This window comes from Streptomyces sp. CNT372 (assembly GCF_000377145.1).
The window spans coordinates 494,690-515,728 of sequence record NZ_KB897781.1 but is presented as its reverse complement, the minus strand read 5'-3'; the positions used below and the strand labels follow the sequence as shown (position 1 = coordinate 515,728).

21 protein-coding genes are annotated in these 21,039 nt (G+C 72.8%); 16 read left to right on the top strand and 5 right to left on the bottom strand.

Annotation, left to right across the window (positions count from 1 at the left end):
- Both C593_RS0115135 and C593_RS0115130 read left to right on the top strand, forming a co-directional pair.
- A partial coding sequence (locus C593_RS0115135; protein WP_018848145.1) for a ferrochelatase occupies positions 1-579 on the top strand: 579 nt, incomplete at its 5' end.
- A gap of 88 nt (positions 580-667) precedes the next feature.
- Positions 668-1,486, top strand: a complete 819-nt coding sequence (locus C593_RS0115130) for an inositol monophosphatase family protein (RefSeq protein ID WP_018848144.1) — start codon at positions 668-670, stop codon at positions 1,484-1,486.
- A 593-nt stretch (positions 1,487-2,079) separates the two neighbouring features.
- On the opposite strand, the gene C593_RS33340 is transcribed toward C593_RS0115130, so the two are convergent.
- Complete coding sequence (locus C593_RS33340) at positions 2,080-2,247, bottom strand: hypothetical protein (protein WP_018848143.1); 168 nt, start codon at positions 2,245-2,247, stop codon at positions 2,080-2,082.
- Positions 2,248-2,600: 353 nt separating this feature from the next.
- Here C593_RS33340 and C593_RS0115120 point away from each other — a divergent pair, with 353 nt between their 5' ends.
- The 4 genes from C593_RS0115120 to C593_RS0115105 all read left to right on the top strand — a co-directional run bounded on the left by C593_RS0115120 (position 2,601) and on the right by C593_RS0115105 (position 6,188).
- Positions 2,601-3,254, top strand: a complete 654-nt coding sequence (locus C593_RS0115120) for a response regulator transcription factor (protein ID WP_018848142.1) — start codon at positions 2,601-2,603, stop codon at positions 3,252-3,254.
- A gap of 4 nt (positions 3,255-3,258) precedes the next feature.
- Entirely contained in the window at positions 3,259-4,494 is a 1,236-nt protein-coding gene (locus C593_RS0115115; protein ID WP_018848141.1) for an ATP-binding protein, read from the top strand.
- 382 nt (positions 4,495-4,876) lie between these two features.
- Positions 4,877-5,173: a DUF4193 domain-containing protein gene (locus C593_RS0115110; RefSeq protein ID WP_018848140.1), complete on the top strand. Its 297-nt coding sequence runs from the start codon at positions 4,877-4,879 to the stop codon at positions 5,171-5,173.
- A gap of 13 nt (positions 5,174-5,186) precedes the next feature.
- Entirely contained in the window at positions 5,187-6,188 is a 1,002-nt protein-coding gene (locus tag C593_RS0115105) for a hypothetical protein (protein ID WP_018848139.1), read from the top strand.
- A 35-nt stretch (positions 6,189-6,223) separates the two neighbouring features.
- Here C593_RS0115105 and C593_RS0115100 read toward each other — a convergent pair whose 3' ends face one another.
- The gene (locus C593_RS0115100; protein ID WP_018848138.1) at positions 6,224-6,697 is read right to left on the bottom strand and encodes a DUF3093 domain-containing protein; all 474 of its coding nucleotides are present in this window, start codon (positions 6,695-6,697) and stop codon (positions 6,224-6,226) included.
- Between the two features lie 57 nt (positions 6,698-6,754).
- On the opposite strand from C593_RS0115100, the gene C593_RS0115095 reads away from it, so the two are divergent.
- The 8 genes from C593_RS0115095 (at position 6,755) to C593_RS0115060 (ending at position 14,395) form a co-directional block, all read left to right on the top strand.
- Positions 6,755-7,375 (top strand): PaaI family thioesterase, encoded by a 621-nt coding sequence (locus tag C593_RS0115095; protein WP_018848137.1) that lies wholly within the window; start codon positions 6,755-6,757, stop codon positions 7,373-7,375.
- Positions 7,375-7,887 (top strand): dUTP diphosphatase, encoded by a 513-nt coding sequence (gene dut, locus C593_RS0115090; protein WP_018848136.1) that lies wholly within the window; start codon positions 7,375-7,377, stop codon positions 7,885-7,887. The genes C593_RS0115095 and dut overlap by 1 nt, the downstream gene beginning before the upstream one ends.
- A 1-nt stretch (position 7,888) precedes the next feature.
- On the top strand, positions 7,889-8,650 hold the full coding sequence (locus tag C593_RS0115085; protein WP_018848135.1) for a DUF3710 domain-containing protein: 762 nt from the start codon (positions 7,889-7,891) through the stop codon (positions 8,648-8,650).
- A 186-nt stretch (positions 8,651-8,836) separates the two neighbouring features.
- A complete protein-coding gene (locus C593_RS0115080) occupies positions 8,837-9,562 on the top strand; it encodes an ABC transporter ATP-binding protein (protein ID WP_018848134.1) in 726 nt (241 codons plus the stop codon).
- A 217-nt stretch (positions 9,563-9,779) separates the two neighbouring features.
- Positions 9,780-12,329, top strand: a complete 2,550-nt coding sequence (locus tag C593_RS0115075) for a DUF4118 domain-containing protein (RefSeq protein ID WP_018848133.1) — start codon at positions 9,780-9,782, stop codon at positions 12,327-12,329.
- Between the two features lie 133 nt (positions 12,330-12,462).
- Positions 12,463-13,146, top strand: coding sequence for a response regulator (locus C593_RS0115070; RefSeq protein ID WP_018848132.1), 684 nt, complete (start codon positions 12,463-12,465; stop codon positions 13,144-13,146).
- A 46-nt stretch (positions 13,147-13,192) separates the two neighbouring features.
- A complete protein-coding gene (locus C593_RS0115065) occupies positions 13,193-13,618 on the top strand; it encodes an OB-fold nucleic acid binding domain-containing protein (RefSeq protein WP_078521522.1) in 426 nt (141 codons plus the stop codon).
- A 3-nt stretch (positions 13,619-13,621) separates the two neighbouring features.
- Entirely contained in the window at positions 13,622-14,395 is a 774-nt protein-coding gene (locus tag C593_RS0115060) for a DUF3159 domain-containing protein (RefSeq protein WP_018848130.1), read from the top strand.
- 99 nt (positions 14,396-14,494) lie between these two features.
- Here C593_RS0115060 and C593_RS0115055 read toward each other — a convergent pair whose 3' ends face one another.
- Both C593_RS0115055 and C593_RS0115050 read right to left on the bottom strand, forming a co-directional pair.
- On the bottom strand, positions 14,495-15,172 hold the full coding sequence (locus C593_RS0115055; RefSeq protein WP_018848129.1) for a potassium channel family protein: 678 nt from the start codon (positions 15,170-15,172) through the stop codon (positions 14,495-14,497).
- Complete coding sequence (locus C593_RS0115050) at positions 15,172-15,840, bottom strand: potassium channel family protein (RefSeq protein WP_018848128.1); 669 nt, start codon at positions 15,838-15,840, stop codon at positions 15,172-15,174. The genes C593_RS0115055 and C593_RS0115050 overlap by 1 nt, the downstream gene beginning before the upstream one ends.
- Positions 15,841-16,042: 202 nt before the next feature.
- On the opposite strand from C593_RS0115050, the gene C593_RS0115045 reads away from it, so the two are divergent.
- Positions 16,043-18,091: an APC family permease gene (locus C593_RS0115045; RefSeq protein WP_018848127.1), complete on the top strand. Its 2,049-nt coding sequence runs from the start codon at positions 16,043-16,045 to the stop codon at positions 18,089-18,091.
- 247 nt (positions 18,092-18,338) lie between these two features.
- Complete coding sequence (locus C593_RS0115040; RefSeq protein ID WP_018848126.1) at positions 18,339-19,667, top strand: class I SAM-dependent RNA methyltransferase; 1,329 nt, start codon at positions 18,339-18,341, stop codon at positions 19,665-19,667.
- Here C593_RS0115040 and C593_RS33775 read toward each other — a convergent pair.
- On the bottom strand, positions 19,571-21,028 hold the full coding sequence (locus C593_RS33775) for a hypothetical protein (RefSeq protein WP_486591132.1): 1,458 nt from the start codon (positions 21,026-21,028) through the stop codon (positions 19,571-19,573). The two genes, C593_RS0115040 and C593_RS33775, sit on opposite strands and share 97 nt — an antisense overlap.
- Between the last annotated feature and the right edge of the window lie 11 nt (positions 21,029-21,039).

Genomic DNA, 21,039 nt, shown 5'->3' with positions numbered 1-21,039 from the left:
GCCCACCTGGCGTTCACCACCCACTCCATCCCGAACGCCGCCGCCGACACCTCCGGCCCCGCCCACGAGCACGGCGACGGCGGAGCCTACGTACGCCAGCACCTGGACGTCGCCCGGCTGATCGCCGACGCCGTCCGCGAGGAGACCGGCACCGGGCACCCCTGGCAGCTCGTCTACCAGTCCCGCAGCGGCGCCCCGCACGTCCCCTGGCTGGAGCCCGACATCTGCGACCACCTGGAGGACCTGCACGGCGCCGGGGTCCCCGCGGTCGTGATGGTGCCCATCGGCTTCGTCTCCGACCACATGGAGGTCCTGTACGACCTCGACACCGAGGCCACGGCGAAAGCCGCCGAACTGGGCCTGCCCGTCCGCCGCTCGGCCACCGTCGGCACCGACCCCCGCTTCACCGCCGCCGTCCGCGACCTCCTGCTGGAACGAGCCGCCACCGAACGCGGCATCGACGCGGAACGCTGCGCCCTCGGCACCCTGGGCGCGAGCCACGACCTCTGCCCGGCCGGCTGCTGCCCCGCCCGCACCCCCCACCCCGCCGCCGCCGGCGCCGACAGCCCCCGGACCTGAACCCCCACCCACCCCGCGCGGCCCCCGCCGAGGGCCCCTGGGCCTGAGTCCCGGCCGACCCCGCCGCCCCACTCCGAAGGAGACCGCCGTGACCTCCGGCACCGCGACCGACGACGCCCTGACCGCCGAACTCCTCACCCTCGCCCGCGAGGCCGCCCACCGGGCCGGTGCGCTGCTGCGCGACGGCCGCCCCGACGACCTGTCCGTCGCCCGGACCAAGTCCAGCCCGATCGACGTGGTCACCGAGATGGACATCGCGGCGGAGAAGCTGATCACCGGCTTCCTGTCCGACCACCGCCCGGAGGACGGCTTCCTCGGCGAGGAGGGCGCCGCCAGCCCGGGCACCAGCGGGGTCCGCTGGGTCATCGACCCGCTGGACGGCACCGTCAACTACCTGTACGGGCTGCCCACCTGGGCGGTCTCCATCGCGGCGGAGGTGGACGGCGAGACGGTGGTCGGCGTCGTCGAGGCGCCGATGCGGGGTGAGACCTTCCACGCGGTGCGCGGCGGCGGCGCGTACCTGGGGGAGCGGCGGCTGCGCTGCCGCCCGGCCCCGCCGCTTGACCAGGCCCTGGTCTCAACGGGCTTCAACTACGTGCAGACGGTCCGCGCGCACCAGGCGGAGGTGGCGCACCGGCTGATCCCGCTGCTGCGGGACATCCGCCGGGGCGGTTCCGCCGCGATCGACCTCGCGGACCTCGCGGCGGGCCGCCTCGACGGCTACTACGAGCGCGGCCTGCGCCCGTGGGACCTCGCGGCGGGCGACCTGATCGCCCGCGAGTCCGGCGCCCTCACCGGCGGCCGCCCGGGCAGCCCGCCCGACGGCGCCCTGACGGTCGCCGCCGTCCCGGGCGTCTTCGAACCCCTCCAGACCCTCCTGGAGGACTTCGGCGCCTGGCACGACTGACGCCCCGGGCGGGGGCGCGGTGGGCCGGGCAGGCGCGCGACGCCCTCGCGCCCGGCGCACGCGAGGCGGCGCCCGCACCGGCCCTGTGCCCGGGCCGGCCATGTGCGGGCGCGGGCGGAGGCTCCCTCGGCGCCGGCCGGGCACCGGGCGCGGGAGCATCGCCCCTCGCGCGGCCGATGCCCCGCCAGGGGCCGTCAATCCCGGCCGAGCAAGGGCCCGAGCCCGGCCCCACCCGCCCCCGAGCCGCCCTCCGGCCCGAGTCCGGGCTCACGCCGGGCCCCAGCCCGGGCCCGGCGTGAGGGGCAGCCGCCCCTGCCCCCGCCGCCGGTGGTGCCGGGGCGCCCTGCGAGGGACCGGCGGGCTGCCGCGGTACAACCTGTGCCCCGCTCCACTCGGCCGGGGCACGTGGGCACGTGGGCACGTGGGCACGTGGCCGCTCCCGCCTCCGCGTGAGCGCAACCGCCTCCGCCACCCGAGCCCCGCTCCGGCCGGGCGCGAGCGGCCCCGGCGCGACCCGCCCCGCGGGGCGGGGCCGCACATGCGAGGGCCCCCGCGCCTGGCGCGGGGGCCCTCGGGGCGGTGCGGGACGCGACTTAAGCCGCGCTCACCTTCACGCCGTGCTCGGCGGCCAGACGGTGCAGGTCGTCGAGCTCGGCCTGCTCGACGTCCGCGAGGAAGTCGTCGCCCGTCTCGCGAGCCTTCGTCAGGTCGGTCTCCGCTGCCTTTATGCGCTGCAGGAGTCCCGCGGTGAAAGCGTCCATGGATGCGCCCCCTCGGCTAGTCGTCGGTCGGCACGGGGGTGTGCCTGGGGTCTCTCCCGCCGGCGGCGGGCCGTCTGCGGGAGGCGGGTGATCAACCCTGGAACAGGTCGTACGCGCGCCACATACAAGGCGTGATCGTGGATGTGCAGTCGTCTTCCCCACGCCTTCCCTCGCGGAAACCTCAACCGCCCCGCCGATCCGCCGATTCCCCGGCCCTCTGCCCACGGCTTTCCGCCTTACCGCCGGTTTACGCGCGTAACGGGCAGGATGGGGTCGCACATCCAGTGCGCAGAGCGGAACAGAGCGGAACAGCCCCGTCCGCCGGGACGGGCCCTGAGGGAAGGACCAGCGAAGTGCGCGTACTCGTCGTCGAGGACGAGCAGCTGCTCGCCGATGCGGTGGCCACGGGACTGCGCCGGGAGGCCATGGCCGTCGACGTCGTGTACGACGGGGCCGCCGCCCTGGAGCGGATCGGGGTCAACGACTACGACGTGGTGGTGCTCGACCGGGACCTCCCCCTGGTGCACGGGGACGACGTGTGCCGCCGGATCGTCGAGCTGGGCATGCCGACCCGGGTGCTGATGCTCACCGCCTCCGGGGACGTCAGCGACCGCGTCGAGGGCCTGGAGCTGGGCGCCGACGACTACCTGCCCAAGCCCTTCGCGTTCACCGAGCTGATCGCCCGCGTCCGGGCGCTGGGCCGGCGTACCACCGTGCCGCTGCCGCCGGTGCTGGAGCGGGCCGGGATCAAGCTCGACCCGAACCGCCGTGAGGTCTTCCGCGACGGCCGGGAGATCCAGCTCGCGCCCAAGGAGTTCGCCGTACTGGAGGTCCTGATGCGCAGCGAGGGCGCGGTCGTCTCGGCCGAGCAGCTGCTGGAGAAGGCCTGGGACGAGAACACCGACCCGTTCACCAACGTCGTGCGGGTCACCGTGATGACCCTCCGCCGCAAGCTGGGCGAGCCCCCGGTCATCGTGACCGTGCCGGGCTCCGGCTACCGGATCTGACGCCGTGGCCTCCGCACCGACGCCCCCCGGGGCGCCCCCGAAGCCCACCTGGGACCCCCGGGAGCCCGTCCGCCCCTGGCTGCGCCCGACCATCCGGATACGGCTCACCCTGCTCTACGGCGGGATGTTCCTGATCGCGGGCATCCTGCTGCTGTCGATCATCTACCTGTTCACCGCGCAGGTCCTCAACGTCACCATCGCCGACCTGCCCTTCAAGCTGGTCCGCGGCGAGGTGCAGCCGACGACCTCCTGGTGCCGGCTGCCCGGCTCGGTGACCGGGGAGGAGTTCAACGACGCGGTCGCCAGCTGCCTCCAGCACCAGAAGGACATGGCGCTGGACGACCTGCTGAGCCGGTCCCTCTTCGCGCTGCTGGGGCTCAGCATCATCGCCTTCGCCTTCGGTTACGCCATGGCCGGCCGGGTGCTCTCCCCGCTGGGGCGGATCACCCGCACCGCGCGGCGGGTGGCCGGCTCGGACCTGAGCCGCCGGATCGAGCTGGACGGGCCGGACGACGAGCTCAAGGAGCTGGCCGACACCTTCGACGAGATGCTGGAGCGGCTGGAGCGCGCGTTCACCGCCCAGCAGCGCTTCGTCGCGAACGCCTCGCACGAGCTGCGCACCCCGCTGGCGATCAACCGCACCCTGCTGGAGGTCCATCTCTCCGACCCGGGCGCCCCGGTCGAGCTCCAGCAGCTCGGCAAGACGCTGCTGGCCACCAACGAGCGCAGCGAGCAGCTCGTGGAGGGCCTGCTGCTGCTCGCCCGGAGCGACAACCAGATCGTCGAGCGCAAGCCCGTCGACCTGGCGGAGGTGGCCTCCCGGGCCATCGACCAGGTGCACGCCGAGGCGGAGAGCCTGGGCGTGGAGATCCGCGGCGAGCGGGCGTCGGCCGTGGTCCAGGGCAACGGCGTCCTGCTGGAGCGGATCGCCCTCAACCTGGTGCAGAACGCGGTGCGGTACAACGTGGCCGAGGGCGGCTGGGTGGAGGTCTCCACCGAGGCGGCGCAGGGGCAGGCGGTTCTGGTCGTTTCGAACACCGGGCCGGTCGTTCCCGCCTACGAGATCGACAACCTCTTCGAGCCGTTCAGAAGGCTGCGCCAGGAGCGCACGGGCAGCGACAAAGGGGTCGGACTCGGTCTCTCCATCGCCCGCTCGGTGGCGAGGGCCCACGGGGGACGTATCATCGCGGAGCCCCGAGAGGGGGGCGGCCTCGTGATGCGTGTCACCCTGCCGACCTGAGATGCTGGACCGCGTTCGCTTTAAGCGGAATTTTCCGGACGAGTCACCGGAAGGCCCGTGTGTGATCGCTCACAGATCCGATTCTCGCCTTCTCTACTCTCCGTGATCGCGAAAAGCCCCGGAAAGCCGGAAAAAGTCCGAGTTTCCCAGGGGTGTGACCACGGGAAGTACACGGGGTGGCGCCCGCGAAGGACGCCGATCGGACCGTGTACGGTCGCCGTCGCCGTCCAACTCGATCACCCTCGGGCGATCCGGTTGGGTGTCGATTGAGTAACAGACCTTGATGTGAGGCAAAATCTCCGCCTCAGGTCGGGCACAAGTCCGGCCTCTCGCGCGTTACGAGCGCTGGAGACACCGCAGACACCCAGAGGGGGAGAGCGATATGGCAACGGATTACGACACCCCACGCAAGACCGACGACGACGTCGATTCCGACAGCCTTGAAGAGCTGAAGGCCCGGAGGAACGACAAGTCCACTTCCACGGTCGACGTCGACGAGTTCGACGCCGCCGAGGGCATGGAGCTCCCCGGAGCCGACCTGTCCAACGAGGAGCTGGCCGTCCGGGTCCTGCCCAAGCAGGCGGACGAGTTCACCTGCATGAGCTGCTTCCTGGTTCACCACCGCAGCCAGCTCGCACGCGAGAAGAACGGCCAGCCCATCTGCCGCGACTGCGACTGAGGGCAGGCCGCCAGTGGCAGACGGGAAGCAGTCCAGGAAGCGGCTCCTCGGACGTCACAAACCGTCCAGGGAGCACCAGGGCAGCCCGCAGCACCCGGCCGGGGACGCCACGGCGCCCACCGGGCGGGAAGGCGCCCTGCTGCCGCACGGCCAGCACGAGGAGGACGAGCGGGGCCGGTCGGCCTCGCTCGAAGCAGCAGGCCAGGCAGGGCCCCCGACCAGGGCCCGACGCCTGGCCTCGGTGCGCCAGGGCGTCGCCAGGGGCGGAGCCGGCGCCAGGGAGCAGATCGCCAGGACCCGCGAGCAGGCGAAGGCCATGCTCGGCCACCTGACGGACGTCCTCATGGCGAACGCGCCCCGGATCCCGGTGCGCGACCTCGACACCCTGCGCCGCCAGTTCCCGGGCCTCGGCCCGGAACAGCTCGCGGACAAGCTCGTCTCGGGTGCGGCGGCCGCCACCTCGACGGTCGGGGCCGGCATCGGCGCGGCCGCGATGATGCCCGTACCGCCCGCGATGCCGACCGAACTGGCCACCGAGGTCCTCGGGGTCGGCGCCATCGAGCTCAAGCTCATCGCCGAACTCCACGAGGTCTACGGGCAGCGACCGCCGGGCAGCCTCAAGGACCGCAGTGCCGCCTACCTGGGGGCCTGGTCCTCGGAGCGCGGGGTCGACGTCACCAAGCCCTCGACGTACAGCCTGTCGATGGGCTCCCAGCTCAAGAAGCAGTTGCGCCAGCAGATCATGAAGCGCATGGTGCGCAACGTGCCGAACCTGATCCCCTTCATGGTCGGCGCCGCCGTCGGCGCCGTGATGAACCGGCGCGACACCAGGAAGCTCGCCGACCGCATCCGCGCCGACCTGCGCACCCGGCAGGTCCCCTGGGACGCCCTGCCCGCCCTCGGCCCCCTGGAGCAGCCCGAGGACGCCCTGCCCGAGGGCGTACTCCGCGGTGAGCTCCCGCCCGGCCGCGAGTACGGCGGCCCCGGCGGCGACCACGGCCCCGGCGGCCACTGAGACGGGCGGCGGGCACCCGGCCGCCTCCCTGTGGCTCAGGCCGCCTTCACCGCGTCCAGCGCGGCACACAGCTCCTCGGGGTGCCGGGTCGACAGATAGACGTACGGCGTCGGGTCGGCCGGGTCCGTGACCTCGATCCGGACCGCCGTCGGCACATAGGAGCGCAGCAGCATGAACGCCCGCGGGTCCGCCTTGTGAGACCGCCAGGCGCGCGCCTCCTCCGGGTCCAGCACCTCGGCCGCGCCGAGCGCCTCCGCCGGGATCCGCGCGTCGCCCGCGACCAGCGACCCGGCCACCACCCGGATCCGCGCCGAACCGTAGGAACTGACCACCGCGCCCGCCAGCGCACCCGCGCCGATCAGGCCGCCCAGCATCGCCGGCACACCCAGGGGCAGCAGCAGCAGACCGCCGGAGATCCCGAGGAGGACCACGACGACCCACCAGGAGCGGGGCGCGTTCAGGCGTTCTGAGTACTGCGGGTCCGAGTTCTGCGGGGCGGAAGGCTGCATGGCCCTAGCTTGGCACGGGGCGACTGCCGGACGGCCGCGCGGGTAAGGTCTGCGCCTGTGACCAACGCGAACACACCGGGGACCGGCGGGCGCACCCCGTCCGGGTCCTCCGCGCTGACCCCGCCCGCGGGCGCGGCGGCGCCCGTCCGCCACCCCGACGCCCCCGCACCCGGTGAGCTGCTCGGCGCGCACTACGAGCACTGCTTCGGCTGCGGCGAGGGCCAGCCCCACGGCCTCCACCTGGAGACCCGGGCCCAGGAAGGCGTACGCGTCACCGCCGAGTTCACCGTCCAGCCCGCCCACCAGGGCGCCCCCGGCCTCGCCCACGGCGGGGTTCTGGCCACCGCGCTGGACGAGACCCTGGGCTCGCTCGGCTGGCTGCTGCGCGTCATCGCCGTCACCGGCCGGCTGGAGACCGACTTCGTGCGGCCCGTGCCCGTCGGCACCGTGCTGCACCTGGACGCCGAGGTGACCGCCGTCGCCGGGCGCAAGATCTACTCCTCCGCGGTCGGCCGCATCGGCGGCCCCGACGGCCCGGTCGCCGTGCGCGCCTCCGCGCTGTTCATCGAGGTCAAGGTCGACCACTTCGTCGACAACGGCCGCCCCGAGGAGATCCGGGCGGTCATGGCCGACCCGGACCAGGTCCGCCGCGCACGAGCCTTCGAGGTGAACCCCTGATGCGTGAACCCGTCGACGTCCTGATCCGCCGCGTGGACCCCGAGGTCCCGCTGCCGGCGTACGGGCACCCCGGTGACGCCGGGGCCGACCTCGTCACCACCGAGGCCGCCGAACTGGCCCCCGGGGAGCGCGCCGTCCTCCCCACGGGCGTCTCGATCGCCCTCCCCGACGGCTACGCGGCCTTCGTGCACCCCCGCTCCGGGCTGGCCGCCCGCTGCGGAGTGGCTCTCGTGAATGCCCCGGGGACCGTCGATGCCGGGTACCGTGGGGAGATCAAGGTGATCGTGGTCAACCTCGATCCGCGCGAGAGCGTGCGGTTCGAACGATTCGACCGGATCGCCCAACTGGTCGTCCAGCAGGTCGAGAAGGTGCGCTTCCACGAGGTGGCGGAGCTTCCCGGCTCGGCGCGGGCCGAGGGGGGCTTCGGGTCCACCGGCGGTCACGCCGCCGTGGGCGGCGCTACGGGTGGGAATCGATACGCTGCGGTCGTATCCGACCGGGAAGGACAGTGACGTGTTCGGACGTCGCAAGAAGAGTGGTTCCGCCGAGGACGCGGCGGACGCAACGGGCGAGGCCGAGCAGGTCGACGAGCTCGGTACGGACGCCGAGGAACCCCGCCGGGTGAACCTCCCGCCCGCCCCGCGGCCCGACGGCCCCTGGGACGTCTCCGAGGTCTCCAAGCCCGCCGAGGGCCGGGTGGACCTGGGCGGCCTGTTCGTGCCCGGTGTCGAGGGCATGGAGCTGCGGGTCGAGGTCGCGGGCGACGCGATCGTCGCGGCCACGGTCGTGCTGCGCGACAGCGCGGTGCAGCTCCAGGCGTTCGCGGCCCCCAAGAAGGAGGGCATCTGGGGCGAGGTCCGCGAGGAGATCGCCTCCGGCATCACGCAGCAGGGCGGCGTCATCGACGAGGTCGAGGGCCCGCTCGGCTGGGAGCTGCGCGCCCAGGTGCCCGTCCAGCTCCCGAACGGCACGGGTGGCGTGCAGCTGGTGCGCTTCGTCGGCGTCGACGGCCCGCGCTGGTTCCTGCGCGGAGTGATCTCCGGCCAGGGCGCGGTGCAGCCGCAGGCGGCCGGGCTCCTGGAGCAGATCTTCCGGGACACGGTCGTGGTCCGCGGCGAGGGTCCGATGGCACCCCGCGACCCGATCGTCCTCAAGCTCCCGGACGACGCGCAGATGGTCCCCGAGGGCGTCCAGCAGGACGACCAGGAGGGCTCCCGCTTCTCCGGCGGCATGGGCCAGCTCCAGCGCGGCCCCGAAATCACCGAGGTCCGCTGACGGACCCCCGGGTGCGCCCCCGCCGCCGCACACCGCGGCGGGGCCACCCCGACGTGCGTCCGCGCCCCTTCGGGGGCGCGGGCGCACGCGTCCCGCGGGGCCCGGCCCCGGTGGCCCGTTGCCCGGGCCGCGCGGGCGCGCATAGTGTGCGGGCACAGGATCCGGCGGGCACGGGGGGCTTCGCGTATGACCGAGAGCAGCAGCGCGCACGGTGGCGGCGTCGCCGTGGTGGAGACCGCGCCGATGGTCCGCGTTTCGGACGTGCACCGGTCGTACGGGAGCGGTGCCTCCGCCGTGCACGCTCTGCGCGGGGTCTCGTTCGAGATCCCGCGGGGTGAGCTCGTCGCCCTCAAGGGCCGCTCCGGTTCCGGCAAGACCACCCTGCTCAACCTCGTCGGCGGGCTCGACGGCCCCGACGGGGGGAGCATCCGTGTCGACGGCACCGAGCTGGCCGGGCTCGGGGAGGACGGGCTGCTCGCCCTGCGGCGCGACCGCATCGGCTTCGTGTTCCAGTCCTTCGGGCTGATCCCGATCCTGACCGCCGCGGAGAACGTCGGCGTCCCGCTGCGGCTGCGCAAGGCCGACCCGCGCGAGCGGGAGGAGCGCGTCGCCCTGATGCTCGCCCTCGTCGGGCTCGCCGACCACGCCGCCCAGCGGCCCGGTGAGCTCTCCGGCGGCCAGCAGCAGCGTGTCGCCATCGCCCGGGCCCTCGCCAACCGCCCCGCCCTGCTGATCGCGGACGAGCCGACCGGCCAGCTCGACGCGGAGACCGGTCTCGCGGTGATGGAGCTGCTGCGGGCCGTCGTCCGCAGCGAGGGCGTCACCGCGCTGGTCGCCACCCACGACGCCCAGCTCCTGGACCTGGCCGACCGGGTCCTCGAACTGCGCGACGGGAAGATCGCCGAGCAGTAGCCCCCCGCGGCCCGGCCCTCGTCCCACCCGCGTCCCGCCCCGCCCCGGTCCCGCGTCAGAATCCCGTCAAAGACGACCCCGCCCACCGGCCCGCGCCCCGGGCAGCCCGCCCGCGGACGTAGTCTCGACTCCGCGCGGCCGCGAGACGCGGACGCGCGGAGAACGGCACCCGGACGCGGAAGCCCGGAAGCACCGAAGCACGGAAGACACAGAGGCCATGGGACGCGGCAAGCTGCGGATCTACCTGGGCGCGGCGCCCGGCGTGGGCAAGACCTACGCCATGCTCTCCGAAGCCCGGCGCCGCACCGAACGCGGCACCGACTGCGTCATCGGCTACGTCGAGCACCATGACCGGCCCCGGACCCTGGCCCTGCTGCACGGCCTGGAGGAGGTCCCCCGCCGCGAGCTGACCCACGGCGGACGCACCTGCACCGAGATGGACGTCGAGGCCGTGATCGCCCGCCGCCCCGCCGTCGCCCTGGTCGACGAACTCGCCCACACCAACCTCCCCGGCTCCCGCAACGCCAAGCGCTGGCAGGACGTGGAGGAGCTGCTGGCGGCCGGGATCGACGTCATCTCCACCGTCAACATCCAGCACCTGGAGTCCCTCGGCGACGTCGTCCGCTCCATCACCGGCGTCCCGCAGCGCGAGACCGTGCCCGACGAGGCCGTGCGCCGGGCCGAGCAGATCGAACTCGTCGACATGGCCCCGCAGGCCCTGCGCCGCCGCATGGCGCACGGCAACATCTACCGGCCCGACGAGGTCGACGCGGCCCTGTCCAACTACTTCCGCCCCGGCAACCTCACCGCCCTGCGCGAGCTGGCCCTGCTCTGGCTCGCCGACCGGGTGGACGAGTACCTCCAGCAGTACCGCGGCGAGCACAACATCCGCTCCACCTGGCAGGCCCGGGAGCGCATCGTCGTCGGGCTGACCGGCGGCCCCGAGGGCCGCACCCTGATCCGACGGGCCTCCCGGATGGCCGCCAAGGGCGCCGGCGGGGAGATCCTCGCCGTCTACATCGCCCGCAGCGACGGCCTGACCTCCGCCTCCCCGAAGGAGCTGAGCGACCAGCGCACCCTGGTCGAGGACCTGGGCGGCACCTTCCACCACGTCATCGGCGACGACATACCGTCCGCGCTGCTGGACTTCGCCCGCGGCGTCAACGCCACCCAGATCGTGCTGGGCTCCAGCCGCCGCAGGTCCTGGCAGTACCTCTTCGGCCCCGGCGTCGGCGCCGGCGTCGCCCGCGACTCGGGCCCCGACCTGGACGTGCACATCGTCACCCACGACGCGGCAGGCAAGGGCCGCGGGCTGCCCGGCGCCCGGGGCGCGCGCATCGGCCGCCCCCGCACGGTCGCCGCCTGGCTCGTCGGAGTCGCCGCGCCGTTGCTGCTCACCGTCGTCCTGCGGCAGGTGGAGGACGGGCCCGGGCTCGCCAACGAGGTGCTGCTCTTCCTCTTCCTGACGGTTATGGCGGCCCTGCTGGGCGGCTTGCTGCCCGCGCTCGCCTCGGCCGCCGCCGGGTCCCTTCTGCTGAACTACTTCTTCACCCCGCCGACGCACACCCTGGACATCGCCGAGCCGCAGAACCTGGTCGCCCTGCTGATCTTCTTCACGGTGGCCGCCGCGGTCGCCTCGGTCGTCGGGATAGCGACCCGGCGCACCCACCAGGCGGCCCGGCTGCGCGCCGAGTCGGAGATCCTGTCCTTCCTGGCCGGCAGTGTGCTGCGCGGCGAGACCGCCCTCGATGCCCTGCTGGAGCGGGTCCGGGAGACCTTCGCCATGGAGTCCGTGGCCCTGCTGGAACGGGCCGACGACCTCACCCCGTGGACCTGCACCGCGAGCGTCGGCCCCGCCCCGGCCGCCCGACCCGACGACGCGGACGTGGACATGCCCGTCGGCGACCATATGGCCCTCGCCCTCTCCGGCCGGGTGCTGCCCGCCGAGGACCGGCGGGTGCTGGCCGCGTTCGCCGCCCAGGCCGCCGTCGTCCTGGACCGGCAGCGCCTGGTGGGGGAGGCGGAGGCGGCCCGTGCCCTCGCCGAGGGCAACCGGATACGCACCGCCCTGCTCGCCGCCGTCAGCCACGACCTGCGCACCCCGCTCGCGGGGATCAAGGCGGCGGTCACCTCGCTCCGCTCCGACGACGTCGCCTGGTCCGAGGAGGACGAGGCCGAACTGCTCGCCGGGATCGAGCAGGGCGCCGACCGCCTCGACCACCTGGTGGGCAACCTCCTCGACATGTCCCGCCTCCAGACCGGCACCGTCACCCCGCTGATCCGGGAGACCGCCCTCGACGAGGTCATCCCCCTCGCCCTCGCGGGCGTGCCGCGGGAGAGCGTCGGCCTCGACGTCCCCGAGTCCCTGCCGATGGTCGCCGTCGACCGGGGGCTGCTGGAGCGCGCGGTCGCCAACATCGTCGAGAACGCGGTCAAGTACAGCCCGCCCGGCGCGCCCGTGGCCGTCGCGGCCAGTGCCCTCGGCGACCGCGTCGAGCTGCGGGTCGCCGACCGGGGCGGCGGGGTGCCCGACGACGCCAAGGAGCGCATCTTCGAACCGTTCCAGCGGTACGGGGACGCCCCGCGTGGCGCCGGGGTGGGCCTCGGGCTCGCCGTGGCCCGGGGCTTCGTGGAGGCGATGGGCGGGACGCTCACCGCCGAGGACACCCCCGGCGGCGGGATGACCATGGTCCTGAACCTGGTCGCGGTCCCCGGCCAGGGGCGCGGGGGCGCCATCCCCGGGCTCCCGGCGGAGGCCGTGACATGAGCCCGCCGCACGGCCTCCGCCCGCGCGCCTGCCCCTGCCGGACCACTCCCTGCCGAAGCACTTGCCGAACAACCCCCGCAGCGCGGAACAAGCTCGCAGCGCGGAACCCGCACCGAAGAAAGGCGGACCGGTCATGACCCGGGTGCTCGTGGTCGACGACGAGCCGCAGATCGTACGCGCCCTCGTGATCAACCTGAAGGCGCGCAAGTACGAGGTGGACTCCGCCCACGACGGCGCGACCGCCCTCGAACTCGCCGCCGCCCGCCACCCCGACGCCGTCCTCCTCGACCTCGGACTGCCGGACATGGACGGCGTCGACGTGATCCGCGGCCTGCGCGGCTGGACCAGGGTGCCCGTGATCGTCCTCTCGGCGCGCCACTCCTCCGACGAAAAGGTCGAGGCCCTCGACGCGGGCGCCGACGACTACGTCACCAAGCCCTTCGGCATGGACGAGCTCCTCGCCCGGCTGCGCGCCGCCGTCCGCCGGGCCGAGCCGGTCGGCGGCGGGGAGGCGGAGGCCGTCGTGGAGAGCGGGACGTTCACCGTCGACCTCGCCGCGAAGAAGGTCCACCGCGACGGGCGCGACATCCGGCTCACCCCGACCGAGTGGCATCTGCTGGAGGTACTGGTCCGCAACACCGGCCGGCTGGTCAGCCAGAAGCAGCTCCTCCAGGAGGTCTGGGGCCCGTCCTACGGCACGGAGACCAACTACCTGCGGGTCTACATGGCCCAGCTCCGGCGGAAGCTGGAGGCCGACCCCTCCCACCCCCGGCACTTCGTCACCGAGCCGGGCATGGGCTACCGCTTCGAACGCTGATGCGACCGATCCAGATCGGTCGGGAAGGGGCCGGTAGGCTTTCCGTATGAGTGCCACATCCCGCTCGGGGAGCGCGGCGCCGGGCGAGGGCACGGGCCGCCCGGCGGGCCGCTTCCGCCGTATGCTCGACCGGCTCGCGTTCTCGCAGCAGGACCTCGAATCCGCGGAACTCCAGGAGGACGCGCAGGCCACGGGCTGTACCCGGATTTGCGACTGCGGTGACCGGCAGGTCGTCCGGGTCGCTGGTACCTTGCGCACGGTCACCCTGCGTCCACGGGCCGGGGTGCCCGCGCTGGAGGCGGAGCTCTTCGACGGCACAGCCCCGCTGGACGTCGTCTGGCTCGGCCGCCGTTCCATCGTGGGCATCGAACCGGGCCGGCGGCTCATCGCCTCCGGGCGGATCTCCATGAGCGACGGCCGCCGGGTGCTGTTCAATCCCAAATACGAACTCCGACCACTGGGACAGGAGTAGCCGGTGACGTCTGTCGACAAGCCGACCCCCACCCCCCACAACCCGCAGCACGACGCGGCCGGCGCGCCTGCCGCCGGCCCCGACGACTCCAAGGCGGTCACGGAGGCGGCGCTGTTCGAGGCGTTCGGCGGTGTGCGCGGCATGGTGGAGACGGTCCTGCCGGGCCTGCTCTTCGTCACGATCTACACGATCAACAAGGACCTGAAGGCCTCCGCGATCGCGGCTCTGGCCATCTCCCTGGTGCTGGTCGTCGTCCGCCTGATCCGCAGGGACACCGTCAAGCACGCCTTCAGCGGCGTCTTCGGTGTGGCCTTCGGCGTGGTCTTCGCCATGATGACGGGCGATGCCAAGGACTTCTACCTGCCCGGCATGCTCTACACGCTGGGCCTCGCCCTCGCGTACCTGATCACGGCCGCCGCCGGGGTCCCCCTCATCGGGCTGATCCTCGGCCCGGTGTTCAAGGAGAACCTCTCCTGGCGCACCCGCAACCCCGGCCGCAAGCGCGCCTACACCAAGGCCAGTTACGCCTGGGGCCTGATCCTGCTCGCCAAGTGCGCGATCCTCTTCCCGCTCTACTGGTGGGCCGACACCACCCAGCTCGGCTGGGTCCTGGTCTCGCTGAAGATCCCGCCGTTCCTGCTCGCCGTCTGGCTGACCTGGGTGTTCCTCGCGAAGGCGCCCGCGCCGATCGACGTGTTCGCCGAGATGGAGGCGGAGGAGCGGGCCGAGCGGGAGCGCAAGGCCGCCGCGGCCGCGCAGGACACCCCGTCCTCCTGACGCCGCACGGCGCCGAGGGGCCCGGAACCGTCACGGCGTCACGGTTCCGGGCCCCTCGGCGTTCCTGCGACCGGCGTTCCCCCGACCGGGCGGCCGGGGTCAGTCGTCCCCGGGCGCCCTGCGTACCGAGAGCAGCTCCTCCAGCTGCTCCTCCCGCGCCTGGGCAGCCACGAACAGCAGCTCGTCGCCGGCCTCCAGGCTCTCCTCCTTGCTCGGGGTGAGCACCCGGGAACCGCGGATGATCGTCACCAGGGAGGTGTCCTGCGGCCAGTCCACCGCCCCGACCCGGGTACCGGCGAGCGCCGACTCCGGCGGCAGCGTCAGCTCCACCAGGTTGGCGTCGCCGTGGCTGAAGCGCAGCAGCCGGACGAGGTCGCCGACGCTCACCGCCTCCTCCACCAGCGCGGACATCAGGCGCGGTGTGGACACCGCCACGTCCACGCCCCAGGACTCGTTGAAGAGCCACTCGTTCTTCGGGTTGTTCACCCGCGCGACCACCCGGGGCACCGCGTACTCGGTCTTCGCCAGCAGCGAGACCACCAGGTTCACCTTGTCGTCGCCCGTCGCCGCGATGACCACGTTGCAGCGCTGGAGCGCCGCCTCGTCCAGCGAGGTGATCTCGCAGGCGTCCGCCAGCAGCCACTCGGCCTGCGGCACCCGCTCCACCGAGATCGCCGTCGGCGCCTTGTCGATCAGCAGGACCTCGTGGCCGTTCTCCAGCAGCTCGCCCGCGATGGACCGGCCGACCGCGCCCGCGCCCGCAATAGCCACCCGCATCAGTGACCGCCCTCCTCGGGGCCCTCGGCGAAGGCCGCCTCGACCTTCCCGATGTCCTCCGTACGCATCATCACGTGCACCAGGTCGCCGTCCTGGAGGACGGTCGCCGAGGTCGGCAGGATCGCCTCCCCGAGCCGGGTGAGGTACGCGACGCGGACGCCGGTCTCCTCCTGGAGCCGGCTGATCCGGTGCCCGATCCACGCCGGCGAGGTGTGCACCTCGGCCAGCTGCACGGCACCGCTCGGATCGCGCCACAGCGGCTCCGCGCCCGACGGCAGCAGCCGCCGCAGCATCTGGTCGGCCGTCCACCGGACCGTGGCCACGGTCGGGATGCCGAGACGCTGGTACACCTCCGCACGGCGCGGGTCGTAGATCCGGGCGGCCACGTTCTCGATGTTGAACATCTCGCGGGCCACCCGAGCCGCGATGATGTTGGAATTGTCACCGCTGCTGACCGCGGCGAAGGCGCCCGCGTCCTCGATCCCCGCCTCGCGCAGCGTGTCCTGGTCGAAGCCGATGCCGGTGACGCGGCGGCCCCCGAACCCGGATCCCAGGCGGCGGAAGGCGGTGGGGTCCCGGTCGACGACGGCGACCGTGTGCCCCTGCTGCTCCAGGGTCTGTGCGAGAGCGGCCCCCACGCGCCCGCACCCCATGATGACGATGTGCACGACCGTCCTTCCGGCTGTCTCGAAATCCCTCACGCGTCCGAAGCCCTCAAGGGTCTCAGACCTCGGGACCAGCTAAGCACGCGCCGCACGGGGTGCACCGCCCGTGGTGGCAAGGCGCCGTTCCGCCAAGACGTGACAGAAAACCGTTAAGGCAGGGGTGGTGAGTGGGTTCGGCTCATTTCGAACGCTTACGATCCTCTCCGTGTCCAAACTGACCGACCTGCCCAAACGGATTCTGATCGGCCGGGCCCTGCGCAGCGACAGACTCGAGGAGACCCTCCTCCCGAAGCGCATCGCACTCCCCGTCTTCGCCTCCGACCCCCTGTCCTCCGTGGCGTACGCACCGGGCGAAGTCCTGCTGGTCCTGTCCATCGCGGGTGTGTCGGCCTACCACTTCAGTCCCTGGATCGCCGCGGCCGTCGTGGTGCTGATGTTCACCGTCGTCGCCTCCTACCGCCAGAACGTGCACGCCTACCCGAGCGGCGGCGGGGACTACGAGGTCGCCAACACCAACCTCGGCCCCAAGGCCGGCCTCACCGTCGCCAGCGCCCTGCTCGTCGACTACGTGCTCACCGTCGCCGTCTCCATCTCCGCGGGTGTGGAGAACCTCGGCTCCGCGATCGACTTCGTCGTCGAGCACAAGGTCCTCAGCGCCACCGTGATAATCGTGCTGTTGACGCTGATGAACCTGCGCGGCGTCCGGGAGTCCGGCAAGCTCTTCGCCATCCCCACCTACGTCTTCGTCTTCGGTGTCTTCCTGATGATCGCCTGGGGCGCGTTCCGGGGCCTCGTCCTCGGCGACACCATGCGCGCCCCGACCGCCGAGTACGAGATCAAACCGGAGCACCCCGGACTCGCCGGGTTCGCCCTCGTCTTCCTGCTGCTGCGGGCCTTCTCCTCCGGCTGCGCCGCGCTCACCGGCGTCGAGGCGATCAGCAACGGCGTTCCCGCCTTCCGTAAGCCCAAGAGCAGGAACGCGGCCACCACGCTGCTGCTCATGGGCGGACTCGCGGTCACCATGTTCTGCGGCATCATCGGCCTCGCCATGGCCAGCCACGTCAAGATGGCCGAGTACCCGGCGAAGGACCTCTTCCGCGACGGCGTCCCGGTCGGCCCGGAGTACGTCCAGCACCCGGTGATCTCCCAGGTCGCGGCGGCCGTCTTCGGCGACGGCACCTTCTTCTTCGTCCTGCTGGCGGTGGCCACCGCGCTGGTGCTCTTCCTCGCCGCGAACACCGCGTACAACGGCTTCCCCCTGCTCGGCTCGATCCTCGCCCAGGACCGCTATCTGCCCCGGCAGCTCCACACCCGCGGCGACCGCCTCGCCTTCTCCAACGGCATCGTGCTGCTGGCCGGGGCGGCGATCCTGCTGGTGTGGATCTACGACGCCGACTCGACCCGGCTGATCCAGCTCTACATCGTCGGCGTCTTCGTCTCCTTCACCCTCAGCCAGACCGGCATGGTCCGGCACTGGAACCGGCACCTGAGGACCGAGCGGAACAAGGCCAGGCGCCGGCAGATGATCCGCTCCCGGGCGATCAACGCCTTCGGCGCGTTCTTCACCGGGCTGGTGCTGGTCGTCGTCCTCGCCACCAAGTTCACGCACGGCGCGTGGGTCGCGCTCCTGGGCATGGTCATCTTCTTCGGGACGATGACCGCGATCCGCAGGCACTACGACCGGGTCTCCGACGAGATCGCCGCCCCCGACGAGCCCGCCGACGACACCGTGCGCCCCTCCCGGGTCCACTCCATCGTCCTGGTCTCCAAGGTCCACCGCCCCACCCTGCGGGCCCTGTCGTACGCGCAGCTCATGCGCTCCGACAAGCTGGAGGCGCTCAGCGTCAACGTCGACACCGACGAGACGAGGGCGCTGCGGGAGGAGTGGGAGCGGCGGGGCATCAACGTCCCGCTGAAGGTCCTGGACTCCCCGTACCGGGAGATCACCCGCCCGGTGATCGAGTACGTGAAGAGCCTGCGGCGGGAGAGCCCGCGGGACGCGGTGAGCGTGATCATCCCGGAGTACGTGGTGGGCCACTGGTACGAGCATCTGCTCCACAACCAGAGCGCGCTGCGCCTCAAGGGCCGGCTGCTGTTCACCCCGGGGGTCATGGTGACCTCGGTGCCGTACCAGCTGGAGTCCTCCGAGGCGGCGAAGCGCCGCGCTCGCAAGCGGGCGGACTGGAGCGCGCCGGGCGCGGTGCGGCGGGGGCCGGTGGACCGGCGGCCGAAGGAGCCGAGCGGGAAGGGGTGAGGGGGCGCGCTGCGGGGCGGGCGGTCTCGGTGCCGGCCGCGCCCGGCCCGGCGGGCGGTCCCGGGCACTGGACGCGCCCGTTCCGGTGGGCAATCCCGGGCGCCGGACGCGACCGTTCCGGTGGGCGGTCCCGGACACGTCCGCGCGGCCGTAGACTGGTGGGTCGTTGTCGCGACGGCGGTATCCGCCCCCGCGACCCCGCCGCACCCCGCACCTTCCCTCCCCCGAACTCTGGAGCCACCCCCTCATGCCGAACGCACCCGAGACGTCGCTGGTCGGGGAGGAGTACGAGGTCGAGGTCGGCCCCGTTGCCCACGGCGGCCACTGCATCGCCCGCACGGACGGCGGCCGTGTGCTCTTCGTCCGCCACGCGCTGCCGGGGGAGCGGGTCGTCGCCCGCGTCACCGAGGGCGAGCAGGACTCCCGCTTCCTGCGCGCCGACGCGGTGACCGTCCTCGACGCCTCCAAGGACCGCGTCGAGGCGCCCTGCCCGTTCTCCGGACCGGGCAAGTGCGGCGGCTGCGACTGGCAGCACGCCAAGCCGGGCGCGCAACGCCGCTTCAAGGGCGAGGTGATCGCGGAGCAGCTCCAGCGCCTCGCGGGCCTCACCCCGGAGGAGGCGGGCTGGGACGGCACCGTCATGCCCGCGCCGGGCGACAAGGTCCCGGCCGGCGAGGTCCCGGCCTGGCGCACCCGCGTCCAGTACGCGATCGACGCGGAGGGCCGGGCGGGCCTGCGCAAGCACCGCTCGCACGAGGTCCAGCCCGTCGACCACTGCATGATCGCGGCACCGGGCGTCTCGGAGCTGGGCATCGAGAAGCAGGACTGGCCGCAGATGGCGTCGGTGGAGGCGATCGCGGCGACCGGCTCGCACGACCGCCAGGTCGTCCTGACCCCGCGTCCCGGCGGCCGGCTGCCGCTGGTCGAGCTCGACAAGCCGGTGTCCGTCCTGCGGGTCGAGGAGCGCGACGGCTCGGTGCACCGGGTGCACGGCCGCGCCTTCGTCCGCGAGCGGGCGGACGACCGCACCTACCGGGTGGGCATGGGCGGCTTCTGGCAGGTCCACCCGCAGGCGGCGGACCTGCTGGTCCAGGCCGTGATGCAGGGCCTGCTGCCGCGCAAGGGCGACATGGCCCTCGACCTCTACTGCGGCGTCGGCCTCTTCGCGGGCGCGATCGCCGACCGGGTGGGCGAGAAGGGCGCGGTCCTCGGCATCGAGTCGGGCAAGCGCGCGGTGGAGGACGCCCGGCACAACCTCCAGCACTTCGACCGCGTCCGCATCGAACAGGGCAAGGTGGAGTCCGCCCTGCCGCGCACGGGCATCACGGACGTGGACATCATCGTCCTGGACCCGCCCCGCGCGGGCGCCGGCAAGCAGACCGTCCGCCACCTCGCGGGCCTCGGCGCCCGCCGCATCGCCTACGTGGCCTGCGACCCGGCGGCACTGGCCCGCGACCTGGCGTACTTCCGCGAGTCGGGCTACCGGCCGCGGACGCTGCGGGCGTTCGACCTGTTTCCGATGACCCACCACGTGGAGTGCGTCGCGATCCTTGAGCCGGCCGCAAAGGGCTTCTGACCTGCGGTTTTGTGCGTGCGCATTATGTGCGTTGTGGGCGTTACGGGCGATATCTTGTCGCTGAAATGGCGCTCGTGACGCTCAAATGACGCTCGTTCTGACGGGGCGTCACCCAGCTGATCGTGCAGGTCACGTTGGCTGGGAGGCGCGCTCCGGGGGGCTGTTTTTGCGGGAGCTTGAAGAGAATTCGGCTGGGATCCGGCGCCGCTGATTGCGGCGGCAGGCGCGCTGCCGCCGTATTTCGGCGGGCCGGCCGTGTGGCGGAGAGGCGCTTGGAAGGTGGGGCCGTAGGGGCTCCAGTGCCCGAGGAAGGGCTTCAGGTCGTCGGGGCGCGGCTCGGGAATGTCGGGTAGCCGCGGCGGTGTGTTCAGTGGGTCGAGGCGCTCGACGCGGGCTGCTGCCCAGTCGAGCCAGGCTTCGGCTTCGGTCCGGGTCTGGCCTGGGGGCATGGCCTCGACCCGGGTGCGTACGGCGCTCACGTACTCCGTCAGTCGGGTGGCGTGGCGCCATGTCGCTTCCTGCGCCTCGAAGTGCCTGACGCGGTATGCCTCGGCATACCGGATTCGGGCTTCTTCCATGGCGGTTTCCCAGCGGATGCGCTTCTGGCGTGCCGCTTCGATCTCGTCCAGGCGTCTGCGTTCGGCCGCTTCGCCGCGGAGGGTGACTTCTTGCGCGATCTCGGCGAGCTGGTCTTCGAGGGGGCGGCCAGGGGTGTCGGCCCATTCGCTCGCCCGGTGCGGTTGGCCGCCGCTGAGGACGAAGCGGAGACGCTCGGACGGGGTGTAGTCGAAGCGGGGGATCCTGACCCAGGAGTCCTTCTTGGCCGCGGCGAGTTCCTTCTCGGTGGCGACGTGCTCGGTCCGGTCTTGCTCCTGGAGGGCAAGGAACCCCACGGCCTGGCCCTGTGCGGTGATGGTGAAGTGGGGAGATGCCCTGCGGCGGCGATGAGACGGGGGTGCGAAGCCGGTCTGTCCTGCCGAGCTGGAATGTCCATCGGCCTCGGCAGCGGTGATCAGCGCCTGGACGAGCCGGAGGGCACGTCCTTGGACGGGCTTCGTGAGGCCCAGGGGCTGTTGTTCGTTCTGCATGGCCCGGACCACGGTGTGCGGCCGCGTGAGCCGGGAGGGAACGGGGACGGGTTCGAGGACGGCGAGGCGCCAGGCGGGGATGTCGACGGGCTTGATTTCGTACCCGCCATGGCACCAGCCCCCGTACAGCTCTTTCGTCTCCGGGACCCTTCCGGACCTGCGTGCCGCGGCGACGCGGGACGGCCACTTCTCCAAGTCCGGACCGCTGCCGCTCTTGACGATCCTGCCGCCGGCCTCCGCGAGCTCTTGCAGCAGCTGCTCCGTGAACGTCACGCGAGGCTGTG

What these genes read in the sequence shown, in the direction of transcription:
- C593_RS0115110 (WP_018848140.1), top strand. Translation starts at nt 4,877, where the DNA reads ATGGCAACGGATTACGACACCCCACGCAAGACCGACGACGACGTCGAT.
- C593_RS0115040 (WP_018848126.1), top strand. Translation starts at nt 18,339, where the DNA reads ATGCCGAACGCACCCGAGACGTCGCTGGTCGGGGAGGAGTACGAGGTC.
- C593_RS0115075 (WP_018848133.1), top strand. Translation starts at nt 9,780, where the DNA reads ATGGGACGCGGCAAGCTGCGGATCTACCTGGGCGCGGCGCCCGGCGTG.
- C593_RS0115100 (WP_018848138.1), bottom strand. Translation starts at nt 6,697, where the DNA reads ATGCAGCCTTCCGCCCCGCAGAACTCGGACCCGCAGTACTCAGAACGC.
- C593_RS0115055 (WP_018848129.1), bottom strand. Translation starts at nt 15,172, where the DNA reads ATGCGGGTGGCTATTGCGGGCGCGGGCGCGGTCGGCCGGTCCATCGCG.
- C593_RS0115065 (WP_078521522.1), top strand. Translation starts at nt 13,193, where the DNA reads ATGAGTGCCACATCCCGCTCGGGGAGCGCGGCGCCGGGCGAGGGCACG.
- C593_RS0115070 (WP_018848132.1), top strand. Translation starts at nt 12,463, where the DNA reads ATGACCCGGGTGCTCGTGGTCGACGACGAGCCGCAGATCGTACGCGCC.
- C593_RS0115080 (WP_018848134.1), top strand. Translation starts at nt 8,837, where the DNA reads ATGACCGAGAGCAGCAGCGCGCACGGTGGCGGCGTCGCCGTGGTGGAG.
- dut (WP_018848136.1), top strand. Translation starts at nt 7,375, where the DNA reads ATGCGTGAACCCGTCGACGTCCTGATCCGCCGCGTGGACCCCGAGGTC.
- C593_RS33340 (WP_018848143.1), bottom strand. Translation starts at nt 2,247, where the DNA reads ATGGACGCTTTCACCGCGGGACTCCTGCAGCGCATAAAGGCAGCGGAG.